Genomic DNA, 26,310 nt, shown 5'->3' with positions numbered 1-26,310 from the left:
TCAGTTGGCCTGAGCGAGTCACCAGAATATTATTAAGCTTCTTTTGACTAAGAAGCTCGTTCGCTTTGTTTTTTATAAATTTCATGGTTACTATAACCAACACAAAATGAGCCTGATTGGCGCATTCACATTGCCGTTTCTTTTATTACTAACTTCTGTATTTATAAAGTTAGACAAGCAACGTAAATACCAAATAAAACAAAAGCTAACATATTATTTTCCGCATATAAATCAGCCTGTATTCACTGCCAGCAATTGTGTCCGTATTTTATTACAGGCGTTTTACCTTGCCTTATTTAGAGTAACAAACAAAACATCAAACGATAAAAGCAACATACTATCTTGGCAAAAGGTTAGCGCTTTTTTTCGCTATTTAAATTTAATCGATCGGCTGTTAGTAAGAATTTGCAAACGCACATGGTCATTTAGTGTAAAGCGTGTAAAAGCAGCACCTTATCGACAACCTTTTGATTCAAAGTTGTGGCATCACCGCTATCTAAAAGTGTTATTTGCAGTCCTGCTCTTTTTCGCTGTTGCAGTGTTTGTCACTGTGCCTTTTAGTATTGAAGCACAAGCAATATTTATTAGTTTAATTTTAGTCGTCGCTTATTCTTTAAGACGAGTAAAGGGTCAAATGGCAACGATTGTCTTAGTCACTTTAGCAATCACAACATCAACACGTTACCTATGGTGGCGCTATTCAGATACACTAAACTTTGGCGATCCACTTGCCCTTGTATTAGGGATCGGCTTATTGCTGGCAGAAACCTACGCTTGGTTAGTGCTAATTTTAGGCTTTTTTCAAACCATCAATCCATTACAGCGTAAACCGATCGCATTGAGTAAAGATACGTCTAGTTGGCCGACTGTCGATATTTATATACCAACGTATAACGAGCCACTTGATGTCGTTAAACCAACAACAATTGCCGCTCAAAGTATTGATTGGCCAGCAGATAAGCTTAACATTTATATTTTAGATGATGGTAAGCGCCCTGAGTTTGCCGAATTCGCAAAGCAAATTGGTGTTGGCTATTTAACTCGTCCTGATAACAAACATGCCAAAGCTGGCAATATGAATCATGCGATGAAAGTAACCAATGGCGACTACATTGCTATTTTTGACTGCGACCACATCCCTGCTCGCTCATTTTTACAGATGACAATGGGCCAGTTCATCAATGATAGTAAAGTGTGCTTGGTGCAAACACCTCATCACTTTTTCTCAGCCGATCCGTTTGAACGCAACCTCAAAAATCATCGAAAAATCCCTAATGAAAACATGCTGTTCTATGGGTTAATTCAAGATGGCAATGATATGTGGGATGCGACCTTCTTTTGTGGTTCGTGTGCTGTTTTAAGGCGCAGTGCCCTAGAAGAAATTGGGGGTTTTGCCGTAGAAACCGTCACAGAAGACGCCCATACAGCTCTTAGAATGCAGCGCGCTGGCTACAAAACCACGTACATTAATATTCCGCAAGCTGCTGGCCTTGCCACCGACAGTTTATCTGCACACGTAGGTCAGCGTATTCGCTGGGCACGCGGCATGGCGCAAATATTCCGTTTAGATAACCCATTATTAGGCAAAGGCTTGAGTATTGCGCAACGCGTATGTTACCTCAATGCCATGCTGCACTTTTTATCGGGCATACCGCGTATTGTTTTTCTTACTGCACCACTGGCATTAATTTACTTTAATGCGCAAATTATCTATGCCCCCTTTATCGCCATATTTCTATATATTGTTCCCACATTATTGCAAGTCAAAATGACCAATTCTCGTATCCAAGGAAAGTACCGATACTCTTTCTGGGGTGAGGTTTATGAATCAGTACTTGCTTGGTACATTTTAAAACCCACAACGGTTGCCCTGATTAATCCAAATAAAGGTAAGTTCAATGTCACCGAAAAAGGCGGCTTGAACAAGTCAGAGCATTACGATTGGATAATATCAAAACCGTATATATTACTGTTACTTATCAACGTAATTGGTATGGCTTATGGCCTATCGCGATTACTCTTTGGTGATAGTTCTCATATCGGAGTTTTACTTATTAGCATGTTATGGGCAAGTTACAATATTATCATTTTAGGTGCCGCAGTCGCTGTTGCTGCTGAAGCAAAGCAAGTGCGTAGCTCACACAGAGTCAAAGCCAACTTCCCCGCTGCCATCCGCTTAGCAAATGGACGCACTATCAAAGTTCGCGTAACCGACTACTCAAATAATGGGGTTGGTATTGACACAGGCCACAATCATTTGTGCCAAGTAAACGATAAAATCGAGCTATTAATGAGTCGTGGTTTAAAACAATTTTCGTTTGACACCTATGTCTGCAATACCCGTGATTCATTGATGGGGTTAACCCTTAAAGAGCTCGATTTAGAGAAGCAAAAAGCATTTATCCAATGTACTTTTTCACGTGCAGATGCGTGGCTTGATTGGCAAGACAACTTCAAACATGACAAACCGTCATACAGTTTTTCACATGTTTTCTATACCAGCCTAAGAGGCTTTAAAAACTTAATATTTCATGCTCCAAATCAATTAAGACCGTTGATTCTATTTGTATCAAACATATTAAATTTTGTAGCGTCGTTATTACCTAAAAAACCAATAAAAGCATTAAAATCATCATGATAAAAACAATATCAACATTATTGCTGACTGTTTACGCACTAAGTTTTTCGCAGTGGGTCGTCAGTGCAGAGCCTCTTGCAAATAAAGCTATTTTTGAAGATGGCTATCCAGAGCAGGCACCTGTAGAAACGCTGACTATGAGCTTTGAAAGCCTAGGGTTAAGTACATTCAAGTTAGATGGTATCAATAATAGTGCCCGTGTTGATTTTACAAACCGATTAGACAAGTTAGGTAAGCAGTTAACGCTAGACTTTTCGTATACACATTCACCGTCTTTGATTGGCAAGGTGTCTCACTTAAAAGTGTTCTTAAATGAAAACCTAATGACGGTATTACCCATCGGTGATAAAAATAACCTTATTGGTAACAAATATGAGCATAAAGTTCCTCTTAATCCCAAGTTAATCAAGGACTTTAACCAAATTCGCTTTGAACTTGTCGGTTTCTATGACCTCGTTTGCCAAGATGATCACAGTGCCACCATCTGGGCGGAGCTAAGTAAAAGTAGCCGGATCACAGTTGATAATCAGTCACTAGCACTTGACAGTTTATTTGAATATTTCCCAGCACCATTTTTTGATAACCGTGATGCAACGAAGGTCAATTTACCTTTTATATTTGCATCACAACCTGATGAACAAACACTTGAGGCTGCTGCCACATTATCAAGCTTCTTTGGTGCGCAAGCCAAATGGCGCAAAGCGCAGTTCCCAGTAAAAATCAATCACGCGCCTACTCAGCACAGCGTTGTTTTTGCCACCAATAACAATAAGCCTGATTTTTTGTTGAATTACCCTGATGTTGAAAAACCTACTGTAGAAATTATCAGCAGCCCGACTCAACGCTACGCCAAAGTACTTCTAGTATTAGGTAAAGACACTGCACAATTAAAAGAAGCCGTTGTTGGTCTAGTCTTTGGCTATAAAGTAATGACGGGTCGAAGCGCAACAATAGATGGCATAAACACGCTTCCTCTTAGAAAAGCCTACGATGCGCCTTTTTGGGTGCGCTCAGATCGCGCAGTCACATTTGCTGAGCTTATTGATTACCCAACCCAATTACAGTCAGAGGGCTTACGTGGTCAGCCAGTGCGTCTTGATTTACGCTTTGCACCAGACTTATTTACTTGGCGTGAAAATGGTATCCCGATTACCTTAAATTACCGTAACACTCCCGTTGAGCCAAACATGCTGTCACGTTTAAATATGCTGATAAACGGTCAGTTTATTGATGGCTTTATTTTAAGTAATAAAAGCAGTGACCCCCTATCAAGCCAGACCATATTACCTCTACTGGCAAACGAAAAGTTGAACCAATCTCGACAAGATTTTGAGCTTAATGGTCTCGACTTATCAACAAATAATCAGCTTACTTATGATTTTAACTTTGCTGTTTCTAAGTCTGGTGAATGTAGTGCAATACCAGCTGGCGGTGAGTTTGGTGCAATTGACGGTAGTTCAAGTATTGATGTAAGCCGCTTTCACCACTATATTGCAATGCCAAACTTGCGCGCTTTTGCCAATGCAGGCTTTCCGTTTACTAAATTTGCTGACTTACATCAAAGTACATTATTGATGGAGGCAAATAGCTCTGTTAAAGCGATCAGTTTACTGCTCAATTTTACCGGCCACTTAGGAGCGATAACAGGCTATCCTACGCATCAGTTAGATATTCAGTTCCCAAGCGAACAGTTAAAACTCACTGATAAAGATATTATCATTATTGGTAAGCCCGACTCATTCACACAATCGCTAACAAAAGACAGTGATCTCAGTGTGTTAATCAATAATAGCCAACGTATTGTTGATCAAGCGATCTACAATGGTGCATACGACACACAAGACAGCGACAAAGTTAAAGTAAGCATAAAGAGTGTTGGTCGATTAGCGGTAATATCAGGCTTTCAATCGCCGTTCGATTCTGAGCGCTCAGTGGTGTCGTTAATCGCCACTAACGACGATGCTTACACGCTGTTATCTGACACACTCTTAAGTGACGAAAAAACAGCCCAAATTATGGGTAGCTCAGCGATCATAAATAGTCAGGGTATAAAAACGATTAAAACGGATGAACAGTATTATGTCGGCCAAGTGCCAATCCATACTTTAATATGGTTCCATCTCTCAGATCGCCCCTTTGTTTTAGCAATTTTATCGCTTATTACATTATTACTTATTTCATTTATTTTTTGGCGATTGTTGGCACTACTAACGAAAAAACGTTTATCTGAAGGAGATAACGCATAATGAAAATCTTTGCTTCTTTACTATTCGTTTTGACATTGTCTATCAATGTGTCAGCCGAGCAAAACTGTGCGGCTTGGCCTCAATGGAATACATTTAAACACCACTTTATCTCGCCTGAAGGTCGCGTGATCGATTTAGGCTCTCAATACGATATAACGACTTCAGAAGGACAGTCTTACGCACTTTTTTTCGCATTACTTGCTAATGACAAAGCAAGCTTTGATAAGTTACTCGAGTGGACCGAAGTGCAGCTTTCTGAGGGTGACTTAAGTACACGCTTACCCGCATGGCAATGGGGGATTAAAAACAATCAACCACAAATTTTAGACTCTAACCCCGCTTCTGATTCAGACTTATGGATTGCTTACACCCTGTCACAAGCTGCTATTTTATGGAATGAAAGACGATACGCAGTACTTAGCTCAGTGATGGCTGAACGCATTATTCGCGAAGAAACAGCCTATATTCCCAACCTTGGCCTTACATTATTGCCAGGGCCAAACGGCTTTGAGAAAGAAACACATTGGAAACTAAACCCTAGTTATGCGCCATTATTTATTTTGGCCCAATTTAGCCAGTTATACCCTCATTCACCGTGGCAGCAATTACATGATAACTCCGCAGACATGCTAATTAGCACTGCTCCCAAAGGTTTCAGTCCTGATTGGGTTAATTACAATACCGATAAGGGTTTTTATCACGATGTACATGCGCCGCCAACAGGGAGCTATAATGCTATTCGTGTTTACCTTTGGGCTAGTATGATGGCCGAAGATGCAAAATACAAAACAGCACTTATGCAGCAGTTCAAACCCATGGCCAATAGCGTAACTGCATCTGGTAAAGTGCCATTACAAACTAATGCTATTAACGGTAAAACTCGTGGCACAGGCCCAACAGGATTTAGCGCTGCAATGCTGCCTCTTCTAGAAACTGAGAATCAATCACAAGCTGTCGGTGCTATTCAACAAACACTGATGATGGATACACGCTTTACAACTAATCGATACTACGACAGTGTACTTTACCTATTTAGCAATGGTTTTATGACAAAACGTTTTAGTCTTGATAAAAACGGTGCCTTAACAACCAACTGGAGCAATAAATGCCAATAAAGTGGCTACTTGCTGTGTTTTTAGCAAGCTCCAGTGCATTCGCAGCAACAAATAAAGACCTTAATACTCAGTCTATTGATTGGCTAATTAGCCAAATACATTTAGGTGAAGTCGAGCGCGATACGCAATTAATGTCTGACAGCTTAGAAAAGCTGTTAAGTATTGCGCCGCAAAACCCCCAAGTAAAATGTGCTGAAATACGTGTTTTGTATGCCCTTAAAGAAACGACAAAAGCACGTTCACGACTGAGTGAACTGTCTGAAAAATCACACCCATGTGTAGCCAACATTGCATTGCTTATTCGGGTCGATAACGAAGACAAGGCGGTTATCCAACAAGCCCGTTTACGTGCTCGTGCAGGTCAGTATATTGAGGCTGTGAAAATTTATAACCGCTTATTTAAATCAACCTACCCAAGTATTGAATTTGAGCTTGAGCATATTAACTGGCTTGCGCAAGACGATGAACAATATGAGTATGCTTTAAATGGCTATCGCTCCTTAATGTCTCGATATCCGCACAGCGGTCGTATCGAGCTTGCTTATGCGCGCCATCTATTAAGTAAAAACCCAACAAATAAACAAGGCTTGGATCTATTAAGTCATTATGCTCATAGTAATTTTTACAGCGTTGAAGCAGAAAGTGCATGGCTATCAACACTAAAGGCGATGCCTCTTGATAAAAACACGCTTCACGCTTACGAGCAGTATTTAGATGCTTTCCCACTCAGCAGTAAGGGAAAACTTCAATTTAATGATTTTAAAAAGGATTACCAAGCGGAGCTAAAAAAACAAGCCGATCCTGCTTTCAAAACATGGCAAAAAGGCAGTGTCGAACTAGAAAAGCAAAATTTTACAAAGGCAGAAGCGCTATTTAAACGCGCCTTGCAGGGTCGCCCAGATGACCCCGAAATATACAACAGCCTAGGTTTACTGAACCTAAGGCAAGGCAGAAATGCCAATGCCTACCAGTACTTTAAAAAAGCTCAAAAATACAGCATAGATGCAAATCGCATAACGGTATTAAAAGGTCTCGCCAATACCGCACGTTTTTGGCAATACATAGATGAAGCTAAATCGGCCATCAGTAGCAATGAATTAAAACAGGCTGATCTTAAGCTTGATTTAGCAGATACGTTAAATGAAGACCCTAATACCGTGTTGTTTTACCGCGCAGAACTTGCCAAACAAGCTGGGCAATATCAAAACGCGATGAACCTTTATAAGCAAGTGCTACAAGACGATCCCCTACAACAGCCTACTTTGCGTGCCATGCTTGAATTAACTGCCTCTGATGGTAATTATGCACGTAGCCATCAATTTTATAATGGTTTAACTCGTCAGCAACAGGCATTGGTTGCTGAGGATTATACCCTCTTACAAACCCAACAATTACGAGCCCGTGCAGACGAACTTACAGCGCAAGGCAAGCTTGATGAAGCGGTTGATGTATTACTGGTAGCAATCAAACAAAGTCCTCGCCAAAGCTGGCTTTACTACGACCTTGCAAACTTATATCAACAACAGGGTTTGGTTGATCATGCCAAAGCACTTTATAAAAAAACCTTGTGGCAATTTCCGTTAGATGCCGAGCTACGCTACAGCCATGCTTTATTTTTACGTTCGTTAAATGATTACCAAGGCGCACTGGCAACCTTAGATTACATTCCAAATAACGCACGTACTGAACAAATTAATGTACTAACAGAGCAGCTAAGCATTAATACCAAGCTTGAAAGACTGTCTGCCAACAACACAGCTAGCAATAAAGCCACGGTGATTTATAAGCTTACCGAGTTAGAAGCACAGCCATTGACACCTTTAATGCAAGCTGAGCTTGCCAGCCAATGGCAACAAATTAATGAGCAACAGTATGCGATTAGGCAACTGAAGAAAGCCCTTACTCGTGACCCAAGCTTGAGCCCTTATTGGCATATGACTTATGCAAATTGGCTAATTGAAAGCAACGATAAAAACGCTGCTGAGAGCTGGTTTGCAGACTATCAACTGCCGAGGAACGCAACCGATGCTGATCAATCACAATGGTTAGCACTGCAAGTTAGTTATATTAATCGTTTTATTGATAATAATCATAGAGTTGCCAAGCTATCTGAACTTGCAACGCAATACCCAGATAACTCAGAACTGGCAGAGGCGCTGATCAATGCTCATATCGAGCAAGGCAATAACAAAGAGGCTATTACTCGCTTTGAGCAGCACACCGCAAAAGGAAAAACTGTGTCAACGGATACTGCTTTAGCTATTGCGGCACTTGCTCGTCAGCAGCAAAGAGATGATTTAGCTGATCGCATCATTGCTGGGCAAATTAATCAAGTTTCAACTGAGCAAAGTTATCGTCAACAGCAATTAATGACCGCACTTGAACAATTTACAGATACACAAAGTGCCATTAATCTCGCTGAGCAATTGCTGGCTAAATCAAACAATAACCAAGAGCTCTATTATCAAGCGGCAGCAGTTGCACAAGCTAAACAACAAACTACGCTTGCACAAAGCTGGTACCGTGCAGCCGTTGATAAAAAAACTGCAACAAGCAATTTAACTGATGAGCAGAACTATGAGCTGTATGCCCTTGATGAAAATGAAGCTTGGTATGTCAATAATGCCAAACGTCAATTGCAAAGCATCGAGCGCGATGAGCAGGCGTATATCACTGCAGCAATCAACCTAAGCAGCCAAACCAGTACGCAAAATGAGTCAACTCTTGGCGCTGGTGCAACACCTATTGAAGCTGGTTTTCCACTTTGGGGTGGCACAGGAATTGTTAAACTAGACCCGATGACAATATCGAGCCAAGAAACCCGCTTTGATCAAACCTTTGCTGGTAGCCGCTATGGACAAGGGGTTCTGTGTATTTTTGACTGTCCATTTTTAACAATTAAACCAGAGCAACAAGGCACGGATATTGGCCTTGCCTGGCAAAATGAGCAATGGCGCTTTGATATTGGCACTACCCCATTGGGGTTTTTAGTCGAAGACATTGTGTGGGGCGTTAATTACAAAGGTGATTTAGGCGATTTTGGTTATGGCGTCACGTTTAATAAACGCCCAGTCACCAGCTCTGTATTATCGTATGCGGGGTTAGAAGATGTCTTTACCAACCAAGTATGGGGTGGCGTTAGAGCAACACAATTACAACTTAGCCTATCCCATGACCTAGGCCTAGACTGGGGTTTTTGGGCAAGTACCAACTATCAAATCTTGCAAGGTAAAAACGTTAAAGATAACCAAAGCTACAGCCTAATGGGTGGTAGTTATTATCGCTATATTCGTGAAAGAAACACTGAATTAAGCCTAGGACTTAACTTATTGCACTGGTCATATAAGTATAATTTAAGTGAAGAAACCTGGGGGCACGGAGGCTATTACAGCCCACAAAACTACTTGGGTGCATCTTTACCTGTTATTTTTGATAAACGGGTTGGTCATAATTTTATTTATAGGCTTCGTGCTGGGGTATCTTGGTCAACCACCACCACTGACGACATCGCGTTTTTCCCGAACGACCCTATTTTACAAGGCCAAGCTGAGGCACAAACTGCTGTAACGGGTGTTGTGCCTTACTTTGAGGGCGATACCAGCAGTGGTTTATCGTATAACTTAGGGGCAAGCTTTGAATACAGGTTCACGCCCCACTGGTTCTTTGGCGGTTATTTTAACCTAGATAGAGCCGATTTTTATGAGCCGAACTACGGTCAGTTGTATTTCCGTTATTACTTTAATCCAGTCTACAGTGAGCTGGCTTTCCCGGGTAAACCTGTCGTGCCTTATGCAAACTACTAACTATCGCACTACATAGGGGAAGTGTCGCAAGATCTTCCCCTCACCATAAGGTCTATGTATACTGTAGCGCACTTGTAGCTAGGATAAGGGTGTGTCCCTTTCCTTCAAGTACAAAACTTGAGCAACAAACCATTATCTTAGCTGCATCAAAAAACATGGCCACCCGTTCACTCATTCTAAATATAGAACGACTAAAGCAAAAACAATAAGGCCTCAATAAAAATCTTAGAGTTAGGAAGTAAATATGAGTTCATTACCTAAAGCAGGTGACTTTTTAGGGCATCCTAAAGGGTTATTCCTGTTGTTCGGCACAGAGATGTGGGAACGTTTCGGTTATTACGGCATGCGCGCTATTTTAGTATTATATTTAGTTGCTCTTGTGCAAGAAGGTGGTTTTGGCTGGTCAAATGCCGATGCACTAAGCCTTTACGGTACCTTCACTATGGCTGTTTACATTACACCGTTACTGGGTGGATGGTTAGCTGATAATGTTTTAGGGCAACGTAAAGCGATTATCCTTGGTGGTTTATTAATGGCTGCGGGTCATTTCACTATGGGTATTCCTCACAGCTATTTAGCTGGCCAAGAAGAAAACGTTTTCTACATTGGTTTAACACTGCTTTGTTTAGGTAACGGTTTATTTAAACCAAATATCTCAACCATGGTAGGTGACCTATATAAAGAAGGCGACCAACGTCGTGATGGCGCGTTCACTATCTTCTACATGGGTATTAACTTAGGTGGTGCATTAGGTCCACTTGTTGCAGGTTATGCTGCAGCAGCAATGGGTTGGCAATGGGGCTTCATCGTAGCGGGTATCGGTATGGTGATCTCTGTACTTATGCAACTTGCATTAAGTAACAAATACTTAGGCGATATTGGTGTTGTACCTTCGGCTAAGCTTTCACAAGCTCAATCTGAATCAAACACTAAAGAGCCACTGACTAAAGTTGAAACTGATCGCATCAAAGTTATTTTCACTATGAGTGTATTCAGCATTATCTTCTGGATGGGCTTTGAGCAAGCAGGTGGTCTTATGAACTTGTTTGCTAACGACTACACTGACCGTATGTTACTTGGTTTTGAAGTGCCTGCTTCTTGGTTCCAATCTTTAAACTCAATTTTCATTATTGTATTTGCACCTTTAGTTGCCATTATTTGGTTAAAGCTTGATAAACGTGAACCTAATTCACCAGTTAAGTTTGCTATTGCACTTATTTTCTTAGCACTTGGTTTCATCACTATGATCTTAGCGCTTATGACACAAGGTCAAGGTGAGCACTTACAAATCAGCATGATGTGGTTAGTATTATTCTACTTATTCCACACGCTAGGTGAGTTATGTTTATCGCCAATTGGTTTATCTATGGTGAGTAAACTTGCACCTCTACGTTTAGCTTCAATGCTTATGGGTATTTGGTTCCTATGTACAGCGGTTGCAAACAAGATTGCTGGTTTCGTAGGTTCATTCCTAGGTGAAGGTGAAGAAGCGCTAGATAACGCTATGGGTATCTTCATTGGTTTAGGCGCAACAGCGGTTCTTTCTGCTGTTATCATGTACTTACTAAGCGACAAACTAGTAGCTTGGATGCATGGAGCTGAAGGCCAACATGAGCCACAAACTACTGAGCACATCTTAGCTGAAGAGCTAGAAGTGACAGCTGAAAAGCAATAATATTTATTCCCCGTAGCGCCCGCTGCGGGGTATTTCTCTCTTCCCTATTCCCTCTGCGTCCTTAAAACTGATACTATATTCCGATATTAATTTGGTTTGCAAAGGAACTGAGCAAGTGCGCTTAAACACTCAACTCCTGGTCATTATTCTGACTAGCTTATTACTGACAGCATGTGGTGGCGATAAAACAACAAAAGAAGTCGCAACAGCTCCTGCTCAGTCTGGTTTAATTATTTCTGTTGAAAATGGTTTTTCCGCACAATTTGCACAAGGCGATGTCACACTTAACGCAACAAGTAACACGGTTACAACAGATACCACGTTTACTTACACTGAAACAACCGCTTCAAGCACAGATATAGAGCAAGGTATTGTCTCCGCAATTCATACTTTTCGCCCCAATAATCTGATATTTGCAGAGCCATTGAGTTTGGCGATTAAGTTACCAAATGAGCAAACTAACCTTGCCTTTAGCATAGTGCAGCTAGTCGATGAGCAATGGCAAACGCTAACCACTGAGCTAAGCGACGATGGATTTGCAGTCAGTGCTATCACTGAATTTGGCAGTTTTGCTTTAATGTCGCGAACCGTGCCTGCAGTAAGTAAAACCATTGGCGAGCAATGTAGTGACACAGCCAGTAACCAAACTGTACGCTTTATCCATGTTGCTGATTTACACGCGCGCTTTGGCTTTAAAGAGCAGTTATTTAGCCGTATTCGCAGTTACTACGACAATGCCAAACTTGAAAACCCAAATACCTTATTTACCAATGGCGGCGACGATTATGAAAAAGGCACCGTAGCTGAACAAACATCACAAGGGTTAGCCACTGTCGAAGCAATAAAAGCCATGGCCTTTGACGTACGTGTGATTGGTAACCACGACTATGCATGGGGACCAGAGCAACTGCTAGATTTTGCCGATGACGATAATGCTATCGTGTTATCAAGTAATACCAAATATGATGGTAGCGATGATACGCCGTTTGCCGGTGTCGATTTTTCAGTTGTTCAAGTTGGTTGTCTTCGAATTGGCTTTTTTGGTATGACTTCAGTACCTTGGAATGAACTTGATGAACCAGTTGAAGACGATCCCATTCCCGATTTTATCGCTAATTTCAAAATGAATTGGCAATGGCAAGAAGTGGCGGAGCAGATTGTTAACCAATACCGTCAAGATGTTGATTACATGGTGATGGTAAGTCACTTAGGTGAAGGCACAGATACCCGAATTGCACAAAATGTAGCGGGCATTGATTTAGTGCTTGGTGGGCATACCCATGGCGGTGAAAGTTATCAAACCTTAGATAACGGCAGCATTGTTGTTCAGCCAAACTTTTTTGCACAAGGGCTAACTGATCTTACCTTAACCTTTAACCTTGAAGACAAGACACTTGCTGATGTTGATTATAATACCGTAGCAACAACCAGCATTACGACCCTAGATGAAAGCACTAAAACTGCCATCGATGAAATCATGGGTCGTTATGCGCCAGATGCAAACACCGAAATTGCCGTTTCAGAAAATTACCCAACCGCAGAAGAACTCACTGCAATTACAGCCAAAGCGACTATGCAGCAGTTCCCTGCTATTGATGCAGTCTTGCTTGATGCAAGCCAAGTACAAGATCGCTGGCTACCGGGTACATTAACCCAAGAAGACTTTCATGCCGCGTTTAAGGTTGAACGCCAGCCATCAAATACCTCAGGGTTTAATGCCATTTATCAAATCGCGGTGACTGGTAGCCAATTAAAAACCATGCTTGCAAGCCAGCCTGAATGGGTCTCTTTAGTGCCAGATAACATTAACGATGCAAGCACTTATCAGGTTGCCCTATTTAAAGGCCCGGCGCTTAATACTGGGTTGTTCTTTCCTACTCTGCCAAGCTTAGAAGCCCAATTGGTCGCTGAAAGTTGGTGGTTGCTTGATAACTACGCGCGATCACGCACCAGCCAATGTTTATATATCGACACCGATAACACACTTAACGCCTGTAAAACGGATGATGCAGTCACAGTATGGAATTTTAATAACCCAGAGCAAGGTTTTAGTAGTGACTTTGGCCCCGCAACACTTAGCTTTTATGACCCTGAAGACAAAAACTGGGGGCCAGAGAATAGTCAATTTGCCACCACCACAGAGCTTGAAATTGCTGATTTACCAACTGGTGCCTCGGGTGTGCTCGCCTTTGCTCGCCATAGCCCAACCCAAGGCTTAACCTTAACGGCTAATAGTGCAGCCAACGGTGATTACCAAACAGAAGGGTTTATCGCTGATTACACCTTAGTGATGGATATTATGTGGCCAGAACAAAGCACCAATGAGTGGCGTTCATTATTACAAACCGATATGACTAATAGTGATGACGCAGACCTGTACGTTAGCCGAGATAACGCCATTGGTATTGCCACCACCGACAGCGGCTATTTTGGTGAAGTACCTGCTAACAGTTGGCATCGTATTGCCTTTGTGTTTTATGCTGCTCCAAACAATGGTGCACTAAAAATTCACCTTGATGGCGAGCTAATTGGTTTTAAAGATGAAGGTGAAATTGATGAACGCTGGGCAATTAACAACGCGGCGCTGCTTTTAACCGATAATGACTACGAAACTAAGCCGGGTTACTTAAACGCCTTGTTATTTGCTGGTCGTGCGATGACTGATGCCGAAATTGCCAATATGGGCGCAGCACAGCAACAACTCAATTTCACCCAATCAACCCGTACCCTAAACCAAGTGGTTGAGCGTCATTATCAAGCTGCACCACAAATTATGAGTAATCCTTGGTTACAACAACGTAGCAAGTTTTTTAACAAAGCGCGCCAAACCGTAAACTAAACTATACAATCAACTTAATAAAAAAGGCCGTTTAAGGCCTTTTTTATCGCCTTGCAAATACTAAAATTAATGATTAAAAACAAGTAGATAAATAAAACAAAGGATGACATCCATTAGTCAAAATAGTGCCCTGCTCATTGCCTTTGATAATGCAACTGCTGAAATTAAAATCATTGTCCCATTTAATTTACAAAGGCTGCTTTGACTAAATGTAGTCGAGATCTTCCCCTTATTAGGATTCTGGTTAATCATCCGCTCATTACAGAACAATAATTCTTTTTAGCGCAGTGCTTATAATTGCGGGAGTAATGACAATGAGCGAAGTAAATAATCCGTTAGGCCTAGTGGGCATTGAATTCACTGAATACGCAACACCAGATGCAGATTACATGGACAAAGTGTTTACTGATTTTGGCTTTTCAAAGCTAAAAAAATTCAAAGGTAAAGACATTGTTTATTATAACCAGCATGACATTCATTTCTTACTAAACAATGAGCGTGATGGTTTCTCTGCTGAATTCGCTAAAAGCCACGGTCCAGCGATCTGTTCTATGGGTTGGCGTGTAGAGAATGCACAAAAAGCATTCGAAGTTGCTGTTGAGCGCGGTGCAAAACCTGCCACAGATTCAACACACAAAGATTTACCTTACCCAGCTATCTACGGTATCGGCGACAGCTTAATCTATTTCATTGAGCAATTTGGCGACAAAGGGTCTATCTATGAGTCAGACTTCGAAGATCTAAGCGAACAAAACATTGTTGAAGACAAAGGCTTCATCCGTATCGACCATTTAACCAATAACGTTTACAAAGGTACGATGGAAACATGGGCTAACTTCTATAAAGACGTATTTGGTTTTACTGAAGTACGTTACTTCGACATTAAAGGTCAAAAAACAGCGTTATTATCTTACGCACTTAAATCACCGTGCGGCACTTTCTCGATTCCGATCAACGAAGGTAAAGATAACAACAACAACCAAATCGATGAGTACTTAAATGAGTACAATGGTCCGGGTGTACAGCATTTAGCATTCCTTACCAATGACCTAGTAAGCTCACTTGATAAGCTTGACCAATCAACGATTGCAACGCTTGATATCATCCCTGAGTACTACGACACCATTTTCGACCGTGTGCCTTGGGTTAAAGAAGACAAAGAGAAGATCCGTAAGCATCAAATCCTAGTTGATAGCCAAAGCGAAAACTGTTACCTACTGCAAATCTTCTCGAAGAACCTATTCGGTCCTATCTTCATCGAGATGATCCAACGTGTAGATGACGGCGGTTTCGGTGAGGGTAACTTCCAAGCCCTTTTCGAGTCAATCGAACGTGATCAAGAGCGTCGTGGTGTAATCTAAATCATCATCATGAATAAAAAGCAGCGTGTGGTTTGGGTAAATTCACACGCTGCTTTTTCTCGTTTTAAATTCTGTTTTAAACTAACTGTTTAAATTGCGTTGATTGCCTCCATATAGATAACTAATAAATCAGCGCGAACAAATAAGGAAAGAGTATGAGCCTAATTAACGAAACCCACGATATTAATCTAAAAAGCTGGGTTGCATCTGCTAACGAAGCGAACTGTGACTTCCCAATTCAAAACCTTCCTTTTGCAGAAGTACGTCGTAAAAATTCAGACGAAGCGTTCCGTGGCGCTGTAGCAATTGGTGACCAAGTTATCGATTTAGCGAAAGTAAACGAACTTGGTTTATTCTCTGGTGATGCACAGGTTGCTGTTAAAGCAGCAAGTCAAGCTACATTAAATGAATTTATGGGCCTTGGTCAGCAGTATTGGTCTGCACTTCGTCTTGCCCTATCAAAAGCACTCCGTGAAGGTGCCAGTGAGCAAGCACAATTAAGCGAAGCACTTATTGCTCAAGCAGACATCGAATTTGCGCTACCGTGTCGCATTGGTGATTACACTGACTTTTATACTTCTATTTACCACGCAACAGCAGTAGGTAGTCTGTTCCGCCCAGATAACCCTCTTTTACCTAACTACAAATGGGTACCAATTGGTTATCACGGCCGTTCATCGTCAATTGATGTATCAGGTCAAACGTTCCACCGCCCTAACGGTCAAACCAAAGCTCCTGATGCTGATGTACCTTCATTCGGCCCTTGTAAACGCCTAGACTACGAACTTGAACTAGGTATTTACCTTGGTAAAGGTAATGAATTAGGTGATGCAATTGCTATTGAAAACGCTGAAAACCACGTATTTGGTTTCTGTGTATTTAATGACTGGTCTGCGCGTGACTTACAAGCGTGGGAATATCAACCATTAGGTCCATTCCTTGCGAAAAACTTCGCTTCGACAGTATCACCTTGGATTGTTACAACAGAAGCACTGGCACCATTTAGAACAAACTGGACACGTGACGAAAACGATCCTCAACCAATGGACTATTTAGAGTCAGCTCATAACCGTGAGTTTGGTGCATTCGATATCAAAATGGATGTGCAAATTGAAACTGAAAAGATGCGTGCAGCTGGTGAAGCGCCAACACAGGTATCTAAATCAAGCTTCAAGCACTCTTACTGGACAGTTGCGCAAATGGTCGCTCACCACACAGTAAATGGCTGTAACTTCCAACCGGGCGATATGTTAGGTTCGGGCACGCAGTCTGGTCCTGAGCATGAAGAAGCCGGTTCATTACTAGAGCTATCTCGCGGTGGTAAAGAAAAGATCACTCTAGCGAATGGCGAGCAACGTACTTTCTTAGAAGACGGTGATAACGTAATTATGCGTGGTTGGTGTGAAAAAGACGGTTTTGCACGCATTGGCTTTGGTTCAGTTGAAGGTACAGTGTTACCTGCAAAATAAAAGTAATCATTTGTTATAAGGGCAATTTTTGCCCTTTTTTTTGCATTTTTTATAACTGGGTTACAAATTTTTGCTAGCTTTTTTGAATCATATTGCTATCTTAACTCGGTTATTAGTCATTTTTTATACGCTATGTTAGTTAAACTTAAGTCTTTTTATCGCACGTTTTTTCCAGCTAGACAGCTGTTGATCCGTCAGAATGGCGAAGTAAAGCACCTTATCCTTGCGCCTTGGTTACAGCTAACGACGTTTTTAATTGTATTAACAGCAGTTGCTTGGTTGAGCATTTCGACGCTGCAAATCATTTCGCAAGCCGATCAAATATCCAGCATTGAACAATCACAACTTAGCAAGCAACAAGAATGGCAAAAAAAGCATGCTCAACAACAGCTTACATACCAAAAACAAGTAGAACAGTTGGCCATTCTAGAGCAAAAGCAAGCGTTATTACAAAGCATGATTGAGTCATTACCTGAATCAATCAATAAAACCACTCCTGAGGGCGGTATCGAGCCGGTACTGCTCCCAATTAAAGAACATGCCGAAGAGTTTCATGCACCGTTAGAAGATGAACACCCTAAACAAGCAATGCAACTTGAGAGCTTTTCAGAACGTATAGCACGACTTGATAAAAGCTATAACTACACTTTTGGCATGCTCGAGCAACAAATCCAACAACGCCATCAAGAAATTTTAGCAATGCTTGAAGGTGCAGGGCTTAATGATGCGCTTGTCCGAAGCGCAACTGACGAAAGCGACACAGCCCAAGGTGGTCCTTTAGATTTATTTGACGAGTCAAAAATTCCCGCTGAATTTCTAACGATTGCAGATAAATTGCTAGCGCTTAATAACCTTGAAAATCTGTTAAGTGAATTACCGCAAACCCTCCCTGCTGCAGATTATTATATATCCAGTAGCTTTGGTCTGAGAAAAGATCCAATGAATGGCCGTCGAGCATTTCATAAAGGGGTTGATTTAGCTGGCTGGCATAAAACCGAAATTTTTGCCCCCGCAGATGCAACCGTACTTCGCGCAGGAAGAAACGGTGGCTACGGCAACTTTATTGAACTTCAGCATAAAAACGGTTTTGTCACACGTTTTGGCCACCTAAATAAAATCAAAGTAAAAAAAGGCCAAACAGTTAATAAAGATGACGTTATTGGCTTAATGGGTAGTACAGGTCGCAGTACAAGTACTCATTTACATTACGAAGTTTTAGTAAATGGCAAGCATGTCAACCCAGTTAAAATAACAAAGGCGCTTTCTCGTGTTCGGTAAAAAAAAACAAGCTCCAGCTAGCTCAACTAGCTCTACTTTAAAAAGAACAAACCATACTCCCTCTATTATTGCAGAAGATGTTCGCTTAACTGGCACTTTAGTAAGCCAAGGTGAAGTTCAACTTGATGGTCGTATTGACGGTGATTTAAGAGTAAAACATCTTGTTATCGGCCTAACAGGCATGGTTGAAGGTCTTATAGAAGCAGATAGTGTCGTAATTAAAGGCAAGATCATTGGCTCCTTGATTGCGAATAAGGTAACCATAGAAAGTACAGCTCAAGTTCACGGTGATGTGTTTCACGATACATTAAGTATTGAAGCAGGTGCCAATATCGAAGGCAGCTTAAAGCATCGTCATGAAGAAGACAAAATTGCTCCTATCAAGCCAAGCTCAAGCGATGAAAGTAGCCCATCAATACTCCCTGACGATAGCAACGACTTGTCGTTTGTGAACAAACAAGCCGCTGATAAGTCTTAACGTTTTTTAGCCGTTACATACATCGTAATATCCGCGGTGAACACTAACTCATCGCGGCTATTATAAACCTTCACCGGGACAACGATATCTAGCTTATCTAACCACTCGTTTGGCACCTCAATCTGTGCGACTGCACGCATATCAGTATCAATTTTCGCTAAATAATTTACCGTCATCCCCTTTGGGATCCAACGATGTGTTTTGGCAGGCACAGTTGCATCCACCATTAAGCCTGCGCAAAGCTCTGCTACATTACACTGGGCAATGGCATGGATAGTACCAATATGATTATGAATTGCTCGGCGATTTTTAACGATTGCGCTGCAATGCCCTGCTGACAACTCTGTGATCAATGGTTTTATTGAGCCAAAATAAGGGGCTTTAAAACACACCGCTTTACTAAATAACCACTTCCCTTTTGGTAATGACTGGCATTTAGTCCAAATTTTTAATAATGATGATTGTGAGCTCACGACGTTTATCCATTATTTTTATGATGTGAGATAAAAAGCTAACACATCAGACCAGATAGCGAAATGGAAAATTTTTGTAAGCAGTTTTAATGATTACACATTTCGCTAAGTGAATGCTTTTCTTTTCCTTTAGGGGCACATAAAATACCGTTTTAAAGGAGAGCGAATGCAGTCACGCCAGCACAAAAACCTAAGTCTATTATTCATCCTGGGCCTTCTGGTTATATTTAGTCCATTAGCAATAGATATTTACCTTCCAGCATTTCCTACTATTGCTGAACAGTTCAATGCTTCAGAAAAGCAAGTGCAACAAACTGTAGCCATATTTATGTTAACTGTAGGGCTTGGCCAACTCATTGCTGGCCCTTTAGCTGATAAATTCGGTCGTAAACCCGTGGCTTTAGCAGGTGTCATAATCTATGGTTTAGCTGCTTTTGGCGCTTATCTGGCACCTGATTTTGCAAGCCTTATGGTAGCAAGGGCCTTACAAGGTTTAGGAGCTTGCGCTACGTTTGTGGTGGCATTTGCCATCGTAAGAGATAGGTTTGGTAGTGAACGAAGTGGCCAAATCATCACTTATCTCAATGGTATTGTCTGCTTTATTCCCGCTCTTGCGCCTATTCTCGGTGCTTGGCTCACAGTACAGTTTGGTTGGCGCATGAACTTTTTATTCATGGCTGGCTTTGCGCTAATTGGTTTATTCATAACTTTGTTAATGTACAAAGAAACACGCCCTGCAGACAGCATTTACAGCGGTCACCTGCTTGATTTACGTCGTTTTATTCCGATTATTAGCACACCTTTGTTTTTATTTCATAGCTTAATTTGTTTAGTAACTATGTCGGCTATATTAGTGTTTGTAACATTAGCACCTGGTTGGCTTATTACTGAATTAGGAGGCAGTGTTAGCGATTTTACATTCTGGTTTACTTGTAATGCGGTATTAAGCATTGTTGCCAGCTTTATTATGCCGCTGTACATCAAACGTCAACCAAAGCGCGCATTAAAAGCTGGTCTCTTATTACTTGTTATATCTGGTGTCTTAATGTTGGCACTAAACCAACAACGCACTGCTCTGGCATTAATGTTTCCTATGTTTATTGCTGCATTTGGCTTTGCACTTACGCTCGGCTCATCAGCTGGTCGCGCATTAAGTATGTTTTCGAAACAAGCAGGCACCGCTTCAGCTCTTATCGGTGTAATGCAAATGAGTGGTGCCAGCTTACTGGTATTTCTTACACAGTTTCTAAATTTAACAACCCCATCACTGATTGGGGTACACTTTTTATTGCTCATACCATTTGCGTATCTATTATTTAGGTATAAGCAACTATCATAAAAAAGTTCACCCGCACTTTTATACTAAATACGGGTAAATGAGAATTATTATACTTTATTTACCCGTTTAGACTTCCTGTTATACCAATAAACTATAAAAACCCTTTTTATAGAATAAATTGTTCCGTTTTTCTGAGTAATTTACCTTGTACCCATACTTTCGTTAATTTATTGTTTAGACTCGTTAACGCAAGGTTAACCAAACAATATGTCAGGGATACTATTTATGAAAAAGAATAAATTAGCTTTAGCTCTAATCCTAAGTGGCCTTTGTGCTGCGGGTACAGCAAATGCAGCAAACGATCGCTTCATCATCCAAGTAGATAACAACAAAAAAGGCGTAGTTAAAGCACTCGCTAAAAAACTCGGCGGTGATATAAAAGTCGACGGTAATGGCTTTATTGCAGCACAATTTACCGGTCAAGATTTAGCAAGCATTAAAGGCTTGCTTAATAACCCACATATCAAACTGATTGAAGAAGACCAAAAACGTGTACCAATGGCGCTTTATAACGATGATGCTGGTAATGCAATGCAGCAGCAATTAACGCCTTACGCAGTTTACCAATCACAAGCTGACCTAGTAACCTTTGATGCTAATGCGGGCATGAAGGTGTGTGTTATTGACTCAGGTCTTGATGCATCAAACCCTGACTTCATTTGGGGTAATATCACGGGTGACAACGATAGTGGCACAGGTAACTGGTATGACAATGGTGGCCCTCATGGTACTCACGTAGCAGGTACAATTGGTGCTGCAGATAACAATATCGGTGTGGTTGGTATGGCACCGGGTGTTGCAATGCACATCATCAAAGTATTCAATGCCGAAGGTTGGGGTTATTCTTCTGATTTAGCACATGCAGCAGATTTATGTTCTCAAGCAGGCGCAAATATCATCAGCATGAGCTTAGGTGGTGGTGGTGCAAATAGCACAGAGTCTAACGCCTTTGCTAATTTCACTAATGCAGGCGGTCTTGTTGTTGCGGCGGCGGGTAACGATGGTAACAGCGTTCGCTCGTACCCTGCTGGTTATTCATCTGTAATGATGGTTGGTGCAAATGATGCGAACAATCAAATTGCAGATTTCTCGCAATTTCCTAGCTGTACATCTGGTCGTGGTAAACGCGCTACTACAGATGAAACTATCTGCGTTGAAGTGACAGCAGGTGGTGTTGATACACTGTCTACTTACCCTGCAGGCATGGCAACTTCTGCAAGCTTAGCTGCTGATGGCGCGGGCTTTGCAACATCGTCAATGGAAAACTCAGGTAATGCATCTGGTAATGCTTATTACATGGGTACTGCTGAGAGCATTGATTCTGGTGCAGCTGGTAAAATCTGTATGATTGACCGCGGTAATATCTCATTCTATGACAAAGTAAATAACTGTGAAAACTCAGGTGGTATTGGTGCTGTTATCATCAATAACGAAGCGGGCATGTTATACGCTACATTAGGTGATACCAACGATACAACGATTCCTGCTGTAGGTGCTGCACTTGAAGACCGTTCAGCGCTGCTTGCAAGTACAACGATTGATATTACCATCGGTACTAGTGACTACGGTTTCATGAGTGGTACATCAATGGCAACACCTGCCGTTTCAGGTATCGCAGCACTCGTTTGGTCAAATCACCCTGAGTGTACAGGTACAGAAATTCGTGACGCATTAAAAGCAACAGCACAAGACCAAGGCGCAGCTGGCCACGATGTGTACTTTGGTCACGGTATTGTTAAAGCAGCCGATGCAGATGCATATTTAACTGCAAATGGCTGTGCTGGCGGCAATAATGGTGGCGATCCAACACCGGGGGGTGATGAAGTTAGCCTTTCAGCATCTGGTTATAAATCAAAAGGCACAGCCTATGTTGATTTAAGCTGGAGTGGCGCAGCGACTAGTACTGTTGATGTATACCGTAATGGTACTTTGGTAGGTTCTGTAGCAAACACAAATAGCTACACAGATACCATCACAACAAAAGGCGGTGGTAGTTACACATACCAAGTATGTGAAGCACAAAGCACAACTGTTTGTTCAAACAATAGCACTGTGGTCTTTTAAAACTTTCCCCAAACCAATATGAGCGGGCATTAATGCCCGCTTTTTCTTTTTTAATAAGCTTGTTAAAATCAGCTACCTAGCTTTTTTAATTTGTGCCAATGATCAATCCAGAATCGTTACTGTCGTTTTTAGGCGCCAGTTTTTTAATTGCCGTAGCCCCCGGCCCTTCTAATGCATTTTTAATGGCGCAAACTTTTGCCGATGGCCGTAAAGCCGGAATGCAAAGTGCCTTTGGCTTTGCACTCGGTGGCGTTGTGCATACCTTTTTTGCAGTCGTAGGCTTAACCGCAATTCTTAAAGCCTCTAGTGTCGCGTATACAACGGTACAATACCTTGGTGCCGCCTATCTTTGTTATTTAGGTATCATCACACTAAAGGACACCTTTAGTCAGCCAGAGCCGCACTGTGAAGATAAACCTCATGTGAGCACCAGTAAAAAGCAAAATGTGATGTTTCAAGCGATGATGACTGAGGTCCTCAATCCGAAAGTAGCCTTATTTTTTATTGCGTTCATTCCACAGTTTGTTGATCCAAGTTTATCTTCAACGACCTTTCAGCTCGCTTTTTTTGGTTTACTCTACCCGCTTTTTGCTTTTCCAATCGACTGCACGTATATTTATTTCGGCGATAAGATAGCCAGCTATTTTCGTGAGCATCCACAAACCCAAATTTGGATTGATCGGATCACGGGCATAGTATTTATTGCCTTAGCAATTAACCTATTGATATAAGAGCACTTATGGAACAAAAACAACAAGCCCTCCCCGCCAAAAAAAATATAGCCCTCGTTGCCCACGATGGTAAAAAAGCAGCGCTGCAAGCTTGGTGTGAAAAGCATCAAGATGTGTTAAGTAAGCACACCCTTTACGGTACTGGCACAACGGGTCATTTAATTGAGCGCACTACAGGGCTTGAAGTGATAAAGCTATTAAGTGGCCCAATGGGTGGCGATCAGCAACTCGGCGCTAAAATTGCTGAGCATGAAGTGCATATGTTGGTATTTTTCTGGGATCCACTTGCATCGCAGCCACACGACCCTGATGTGAAAGCATTATTACGTTTAGCTGCTGTTTGGAATATTCCTGTTGCCTGTAATGAAGTCAGTGCCGATATGCTATTAAGCTCACCCATGATGGAAACAGAGCTGTGCCGCACGCTGCCAGATTACGAAAAATACCTCGCAACGCGCCAAGTGACTCTTTAATTCTTAAAGTCGATATCTCAAAGTGGGGGCTATTAGCTATAAAGCTTTTGCGCCCACTTAGTTAAACCTGCAGTAACACTACCAAAGTGATCCCCGTTCAGCATAGTAATATCACCTAAATGGGATTTTAACGCGGCCTTGATCAGAGGTGATTGCGCACTACCACCCGTTAAGTAAATGACATCTGGCGTTGTGCCTGCCTCTTTAATCGCTTGTTTAGCTAAGCTCACTATTTGGCTTATCGAGTCATCAACAGCTAAGGCTAAATCATTTAAGGTCAAACACTGAGTTAATTCAGAATCTAAGAAATGCAAGTCTGTGGTAAATTCATTCGCTGACGACAATGCAATTTTTGCCGCTTCGCCTTGCTGTACTAATTGGTGACCTTGCTTATTTTGCTGCAATTGAATTAAGCGTTTAAATAGCGCTGGCTCTTTAATTTCACGCAGCTGGGTCAATAATTCACGATGATGGGCATCGCTATAAAACTGGCTTTGTAGATTCACATCATTGATTTTACATGCTTGCCAAAACGGTTGATTAGGTAATGGCAGCCCAGATTTAAACTCTGTGCCTAAACCAAGCAATGGCATTAAACCATGAAAACTCAGCGCAATATCTAAATCATTCCCTCCCACACGCTTACCACTGTGAGCTAAAAAGTCATTGTCACGACACTGTTTTTGACGGAAGCTTGGTCCCATTTGTACGAATGAACAGTCGCTGGTCCCCCCGCCAATATCAACAACCAATACTTTTTGGTCTTGCTGCAATGAGGTTTCATAATCAATCCCTGCCGCTAATGGCTCATATAAAAATGAAACCTCTTTAAAGCCAGCACGCTTTGCCGCTCGCTCTAATATACCCAGCGCTTGTTGATTAGACTCTTCACCACCAACTGATTGAAAGTTTACCGGTCGTCCAATTACCGTTTCTGTTAATGACTCTTGCAGTGATTGCTCAGCGCGTTGTTTTATTTTTAAAATCATCGCCGTAGCAATGTCTTCAAAGAAATTAATTTGCCCTTGCTTTAAGCCCACAGCGCCAAAGAACGACTTTGGCGATTTTACAAAATAACCTTCCTCAGGAAATTGCACATACTCGCTAATGGCTTCACGACCAATGAATAAGGTGTCATCTCCAGCTTGAATATCTAAATCTGATTTAATGCGGGGAATGGTATTTAGAAGCGCTTGACGCTCAGTTTTAAAATCGTGCTCAAATGAGCTGCCAGCAAGGTGTTTTGCGACAAAATCAACAACCAACGCACTGTGATGGGTATAAAGGGTTGATGGTAAATACTGTTTGCCTTGCTCAAGCGGTACTAAAGACACTTGTTGCTCGTTATCTAAAACACCGATTGCACAATTTGAACTACCATAATCAAAGCCTGCAAACATACTACCACCTATACATCATTAAAAAGGCCGCGAAATTTAACACAGTCGCGGCCATTTTTGAATGACGCTATGGCCTTTCGTGTAAAAAGCTGGCAAAGCGTGGCAAGCCATTTTTTGTAAAACCATGATATTTATAAGTAATCGTACTGCCAATCGCTGGAGGAGACTTTCTTTGCAGATCAGAAAATCCAGAGCCAATTTTAAATTCAATCCCTTCATTGTTGCGTACTTTTAGCGCCCCAAGCATATTTTTATATTTACCTTTTCCTGCTATGTGTTCAATAACAACAGCCTCAGCATCCAGGTAAGGCTTCAATTTTAACAGTACATTGCTGCGCCCCGCTGTGTGTTCCGCTTTTGCTAAGTGCAGCATAACGCCTTCGGCACCTTGTGCAATCAACTCATCCATAAACATACTAAGCTGTTGATTATTATCAAAGTGCTTCTGTTCAACTGCTTTTATATGGGGGCTATTTAGCTGTCTAACTAGCCGTGAATAGTTTTCATAGCGTTTACTAAATGGTAACTCGGCATTTGGCATATCGAAAATTAGATAGCTAACGGTCTGCCATTCGCTATCAACAGGTTGCTGCGATCGCACAATACCACTGACCTTGGCAAAATCTTGATGCTTGGTCCAAAGTTCACCATCCAACCATATATCAGGCAGTGGCGCAGTAAACCAGGTTGGAGCATTAATAGGGTTACCATTACGGGTAATTAATTGCTTACCTGTCCATATGGCACGTACACCATCATATTTTTCACTAACTAAATAGTCAGATACATTAACCTTTTCGGCTTCATAGACGTTTGCCAAAAGTACTGAGGGAGCTTGTTGAGCTTTTACTGAGAAAGCCAAAAGTAACGAAATTGCGCATACCAATGCACGAGTGAACATAACCATCATTGCTTCCTTGCAAATTTG

17 protein-coding genes are annotated in these 26,310 nt (G+C 41.6%); 14 read left to right on the top strand and 3 right to left on the bottom strand.

Annotated features, from left to right (window positions below):
• Window positions 1–28 precede the first annotated feature (28 nt).
• From bcsA to QL229_RS03400, 10 genes are all read left to right on the top strand, one after another.
• Complete coding sequence (gene bcsA, locus QL229_RS03445; protein WP_281546497.1) at window positions 29–2,638, top strand: UDP-forming cellulose synthase catalytic subunit; 2,610 nt, start codon at window positions 29–31, stop codon at window positions 2,636–2,638.
• Window positions 2,635–4,884 carry a cellulose biosynthesis cyclic di-GMP-binding regulatory protein BcsB gene (gene bcsB, locus QL229_RS03440; RefSeq protein ID WP_281546488.1) on the top strand — a complete coding sequence of 750 codons (2,250 nt, stop codon included), beginning with the start codon at window positions 2,635–2,637 and terminating at the stop codon, window positions 4,882–4,884. Before bcsA ends, bcsB begins: the two co-directional genes overlap by 4 nt.
• On the top strand, window positions 4,884–5,999 hold the full coding sequence (gene bcsZ, locus QL229_RS03435) for a cellulose synthase complex periplasmic endoglucanase BcsZ (protein ID WP_138556810.1): 1,116 nt from the start codon (window positions 4,884–4,886) through the stop codon (window positions 5,997–5,999). The genes bcsB and bcsZ overlap by 1 nt, the downstream gene beginning before the upstream one ends.
• Window positions 5,990–9,802, top strand: a complete 3,813-nt coding sequence (locus tag QL229_RS03430; RefSeq protein ID WP_138556809.1) for a cellulose synthase subunit BcsC-related outer membrane protein — start codon at window positions 5,990–5,992, stop codon at window positions 9,800–9,802. The genes bcsZ and QL229_RS03430 overlap by 10 nt, the downstream gene beginning before the upstream one ends.
• Before the next feature lie 244 nt (window positions 9,803–10,046).
• The gene (locus QL229_RS03425; RefSeq protein ID WP_075594538.1) at window positions 10,047–11,477 is read left to right on the top strand and encodes a peptide MFS transporter; all 1,431 of its coding nucleotides are present in this window, start codon (window positions 10,047–10,049) and stop codon (window positions 11,475–11,477) included.
• A 115-nt stretch (window positions 11,478–11,592) separates the two neighbouring features.
• Entirely contained in the window at window positions 11,593–14,316 is a 2,724-nt protein-coding gene (locus QL229_RS03420) for a metallophosphoesterase (protein ID WP_281546487.1), read from the top strand.
• A gap of 314 nt (window positions 14,317–14,630) precedes the next feature.
• On the top strand, window positions 14,631–15,677 hold the full coding sequence (gene hppD / locus QL229_RS03415; RefSeq protein WP_062564358.1) for a 4-hydroxyphenylpyruvate dioxygenase: 1,047 nt from the start codon (window positions 14,631–14,633) through the stop codon (window positions 15,675–15,677).
• A 155-nt stretch (window positions 15,678–15,832) separates the two neighbouring features.
• Window positions 15,833–17,146, top strand: coding sequence for a fumarylacetoacetase (gene fahA, locus QL229_RS03410; protein WP_138556807.1), 1,314 nt, complete (start codon window positions 15,833–15,835; stop codon window positions 17,144–17,146).
• 132 nt (window positions 17,147–17,278) lie between these two features.
• Entirely contained in the window at window positions 17,279–18,424 is a 1,146-nt protein-coding gene (locus QL229_RS03405) for a M23 family metallopeptidase (protein ID WP_138556806.1), read from the top strand.
• A complete protein-coding gene (locus QL229_RS03400; RefSeq protein ID WP_135925682.1) occupies window positions 18,414–18,902 on the top strand; it encodes a polymer-forming cytoskeletal protein in 489 nt (162 codons plus the stop codon). Before QL229_RS03405 ends, QL229_RS03400 begins: the two co-directional genes overlap by 11 nt.
• Here the strand turns inward: QL229_RS03400 and QL229_RS03395 are convergent.
• A complete protein-coding gene (locus tag QL229_RS03395; RefSeq protein WP_135925683.1) occupies window positions 18,899–19,375 on the bottom strand; it encodes a hotdog fold domain-containing protein in 477 nt (158 codons plus the stop codon). The genes QL229_RS03400 and QL229_RS03395 overlap by 4 nt on opposite strands.
• A 166-nt stretch (window positions 19,376–19,541) precedes the next feature.
• Between QL229_RS03395 and QL229_RS03390 the strand changes: the two genes are divergently transcribed.
• From QL229_RS03390 to QL229_RS03375, 4 genes are all read left to right on the top strand, one after another.
• The gene (locus tag QL229_RS03390) at window positions 19,542–20,714 is read left to right on the top strand and encodes a multidrug effflux MFS transporter (RefSeq protein ID WP_135925684.1); all 1,173 of its coding nucleotides are present in this window, start codon (window positions 19,542–19,544) and stop codon (window positions 20,712–20,714) included.
• Window positions 20,715–20,939: 225 nt separating this feature from the next.
• The gene (locus tag QL229_RS03385; RefSeq protein ID WP_281546486.1) at window positions 20,940–22,778 is read left to right on the top strand and encodes a S8 family serine peptidase; all 1,839 of its coding nucleotides are present in this window, start codon (window positions 20,940–20,942) and stop codon (window positions 22,776–22,778) included.
• A 98-nt stretch (window positions 22,779–22,876) separates the two neighbouring features.
• Window positions 22,877–23,509, top strand: a complete 633-nt coding sequence (locus QL229_RS03380; RefSeq protein WP_281546485.1) for a LysE family translocator — start codon at window positions 22,877–22,879, stop codon at window positions 23,507–23,509.
• An 8-nt stretch (window positions 23,510–23,517) separates the two neighbouring features.
• Window positions 23,518–23,982: a methylglyoxal synthase gene (locus QL229_RS03375; RefSeq protein WP_135925687.1), complete on the top strand. Its 465-nt coding sequence runs from the start codon at window positions 23,518–23,520 to the stop codon at window positions 23,980–23,982.
• Window positions 23,983–24,014: 32 nt separating this feature from the next.
• On the opposite strand, the gene yegD is transcribed toward QL229_RS03375, so the two are convergent.
• The gene (gene yegD / locus QL229_RS03370; RefSeq protein ID WP_281546484.1) at window positions 24,015–25,382 is read right to left on the bottom strand and encodes a molecular chaperone; all 1,368 of its coding nucleotides are present in this window, start codon (window positions 25,380–25,382) and stop codon (window positions 24,015–24,017) included.
• A gap of 67 nt (window positions 25,383–25,449) precedes the next feature.
• A complete protein-coding gene (locus tag QL229_RS03365; RefSeq protein ID WP_135926299.1) occupies window positions 25,450–26,283 on the bottom strand; it encodes a DNA ligase in 834 nt (277 codons plus the stop codon).
• Between the last annotated feature and the right edge of the window lie 27 nt (window positions 26,284–26,310).

This window comes from Pseudoalteromonas sp. PAR1 (assembly GCF_947311895.1).
GTDB classification, from domain to species: Bacteria; Pseudomonadota; Gammaproteobacteria; order Enterobacterales; family Alteromonadaceae; genus Pseudoalteromonas; species Pseudoalteromonas lipolytica_C.
Note: the sequence above shows the minus strand (reverse complement) of the source record. Positions and strands in the feature narration are given on the sequence as shown.

Excerpts from the sequence above, each read along its gene's own strand:
- bcsB (WP_281546488.1), top strand. The coding sequence starts at position 2,635 with ATGATAAAAACAATATCAACATTATTGCTGACTGTTTACGCACTAAGT.
- bcsZ (WP_138556810.1), top strand. The coding sequence starts at position 4,884 with ATGAAAATCTTTGCTTCTTTACTATTCGTTTTGACATTGTCTATCAAT.
- QL229_RS03430 (WP_138556809.1), top strand. The coding sequence starts at position 5,990 with ATGCCAATAAAGTGGCTACTTGCTGTGTTTTTAGCAAGCTCCAGTGCA.
- QL229_RS03425 (WP_075594538.1), top strand. The coding sequence starts at position 10,047 with ATGAGTTCATTACCTAAAGCAGGTGACTTTTTAGGGCATCCTAAAGGG.
- hppD (WP_062564358.1), top strand. The coding sequence starts at position 14,631 with ATGAGCGAAGTAAATAATCCGTTAGGCCTAGTGGGCATTGAATTCACT.
- fahA (WP_138556807.1), top strand. The coding sequence starts at position 15,833 with ATGAGCCTAATTAACGAAACCCACGATATTAATCTAAAAAGCTGGGTT.
- QL229_RS03405 (WP_138556806.1), top strand. The coding sequence starts at position 17,279 with ATGTTAGTTAAACTTAAGTCTTTTTATCGCACGTTTTTTCCAGCTAGA.
- QL229_RS03390 (WP_135925684.1), top strand. The coding sequence starts at position 19,542 with ATGCAGTCACGCCAGCACAAAAACCTAAGTCTATTATTCATCCTGGGC.
- QL229_RS03385 (WP_281546486.1), top strand. The coding sequence starts at position 20,940 with ATGAAAAAGAATAAATTAGCTTTAGCTCTAATCCTAAGTGGCCTTTGT.
- QL229_RS03380 (WP_281546485.1), top strand. The coding sequence starts at position 22,877 with ATGATCAATCCAGAATCGTTACTGTCGTTTTTAGGCGCCAGTTTTTTA.
- QL229_RS03375 (WP_135925687.1), top strand. The coding sequence starts at position 23,518 with ATGGAACAAAAACAACAAGCCCTCCCCGCCAAAAAAAATATAGCCCTC.
- yegD (WP_281546484.1), bottom strand. The coding sequence starts at position 25,382 with ATGTTTGCAGGCTTTGATTATGGTAGTTCAAATTGTGCAATCGGTGTT.
- QL229_RS03365 (WP_135926299.1), bottom strand. The coding sequence starts at position 26,283 with ATGTTCACTCGTGCATTGGTATGCGCAATTTCGTTACTTTTGGCTTTC.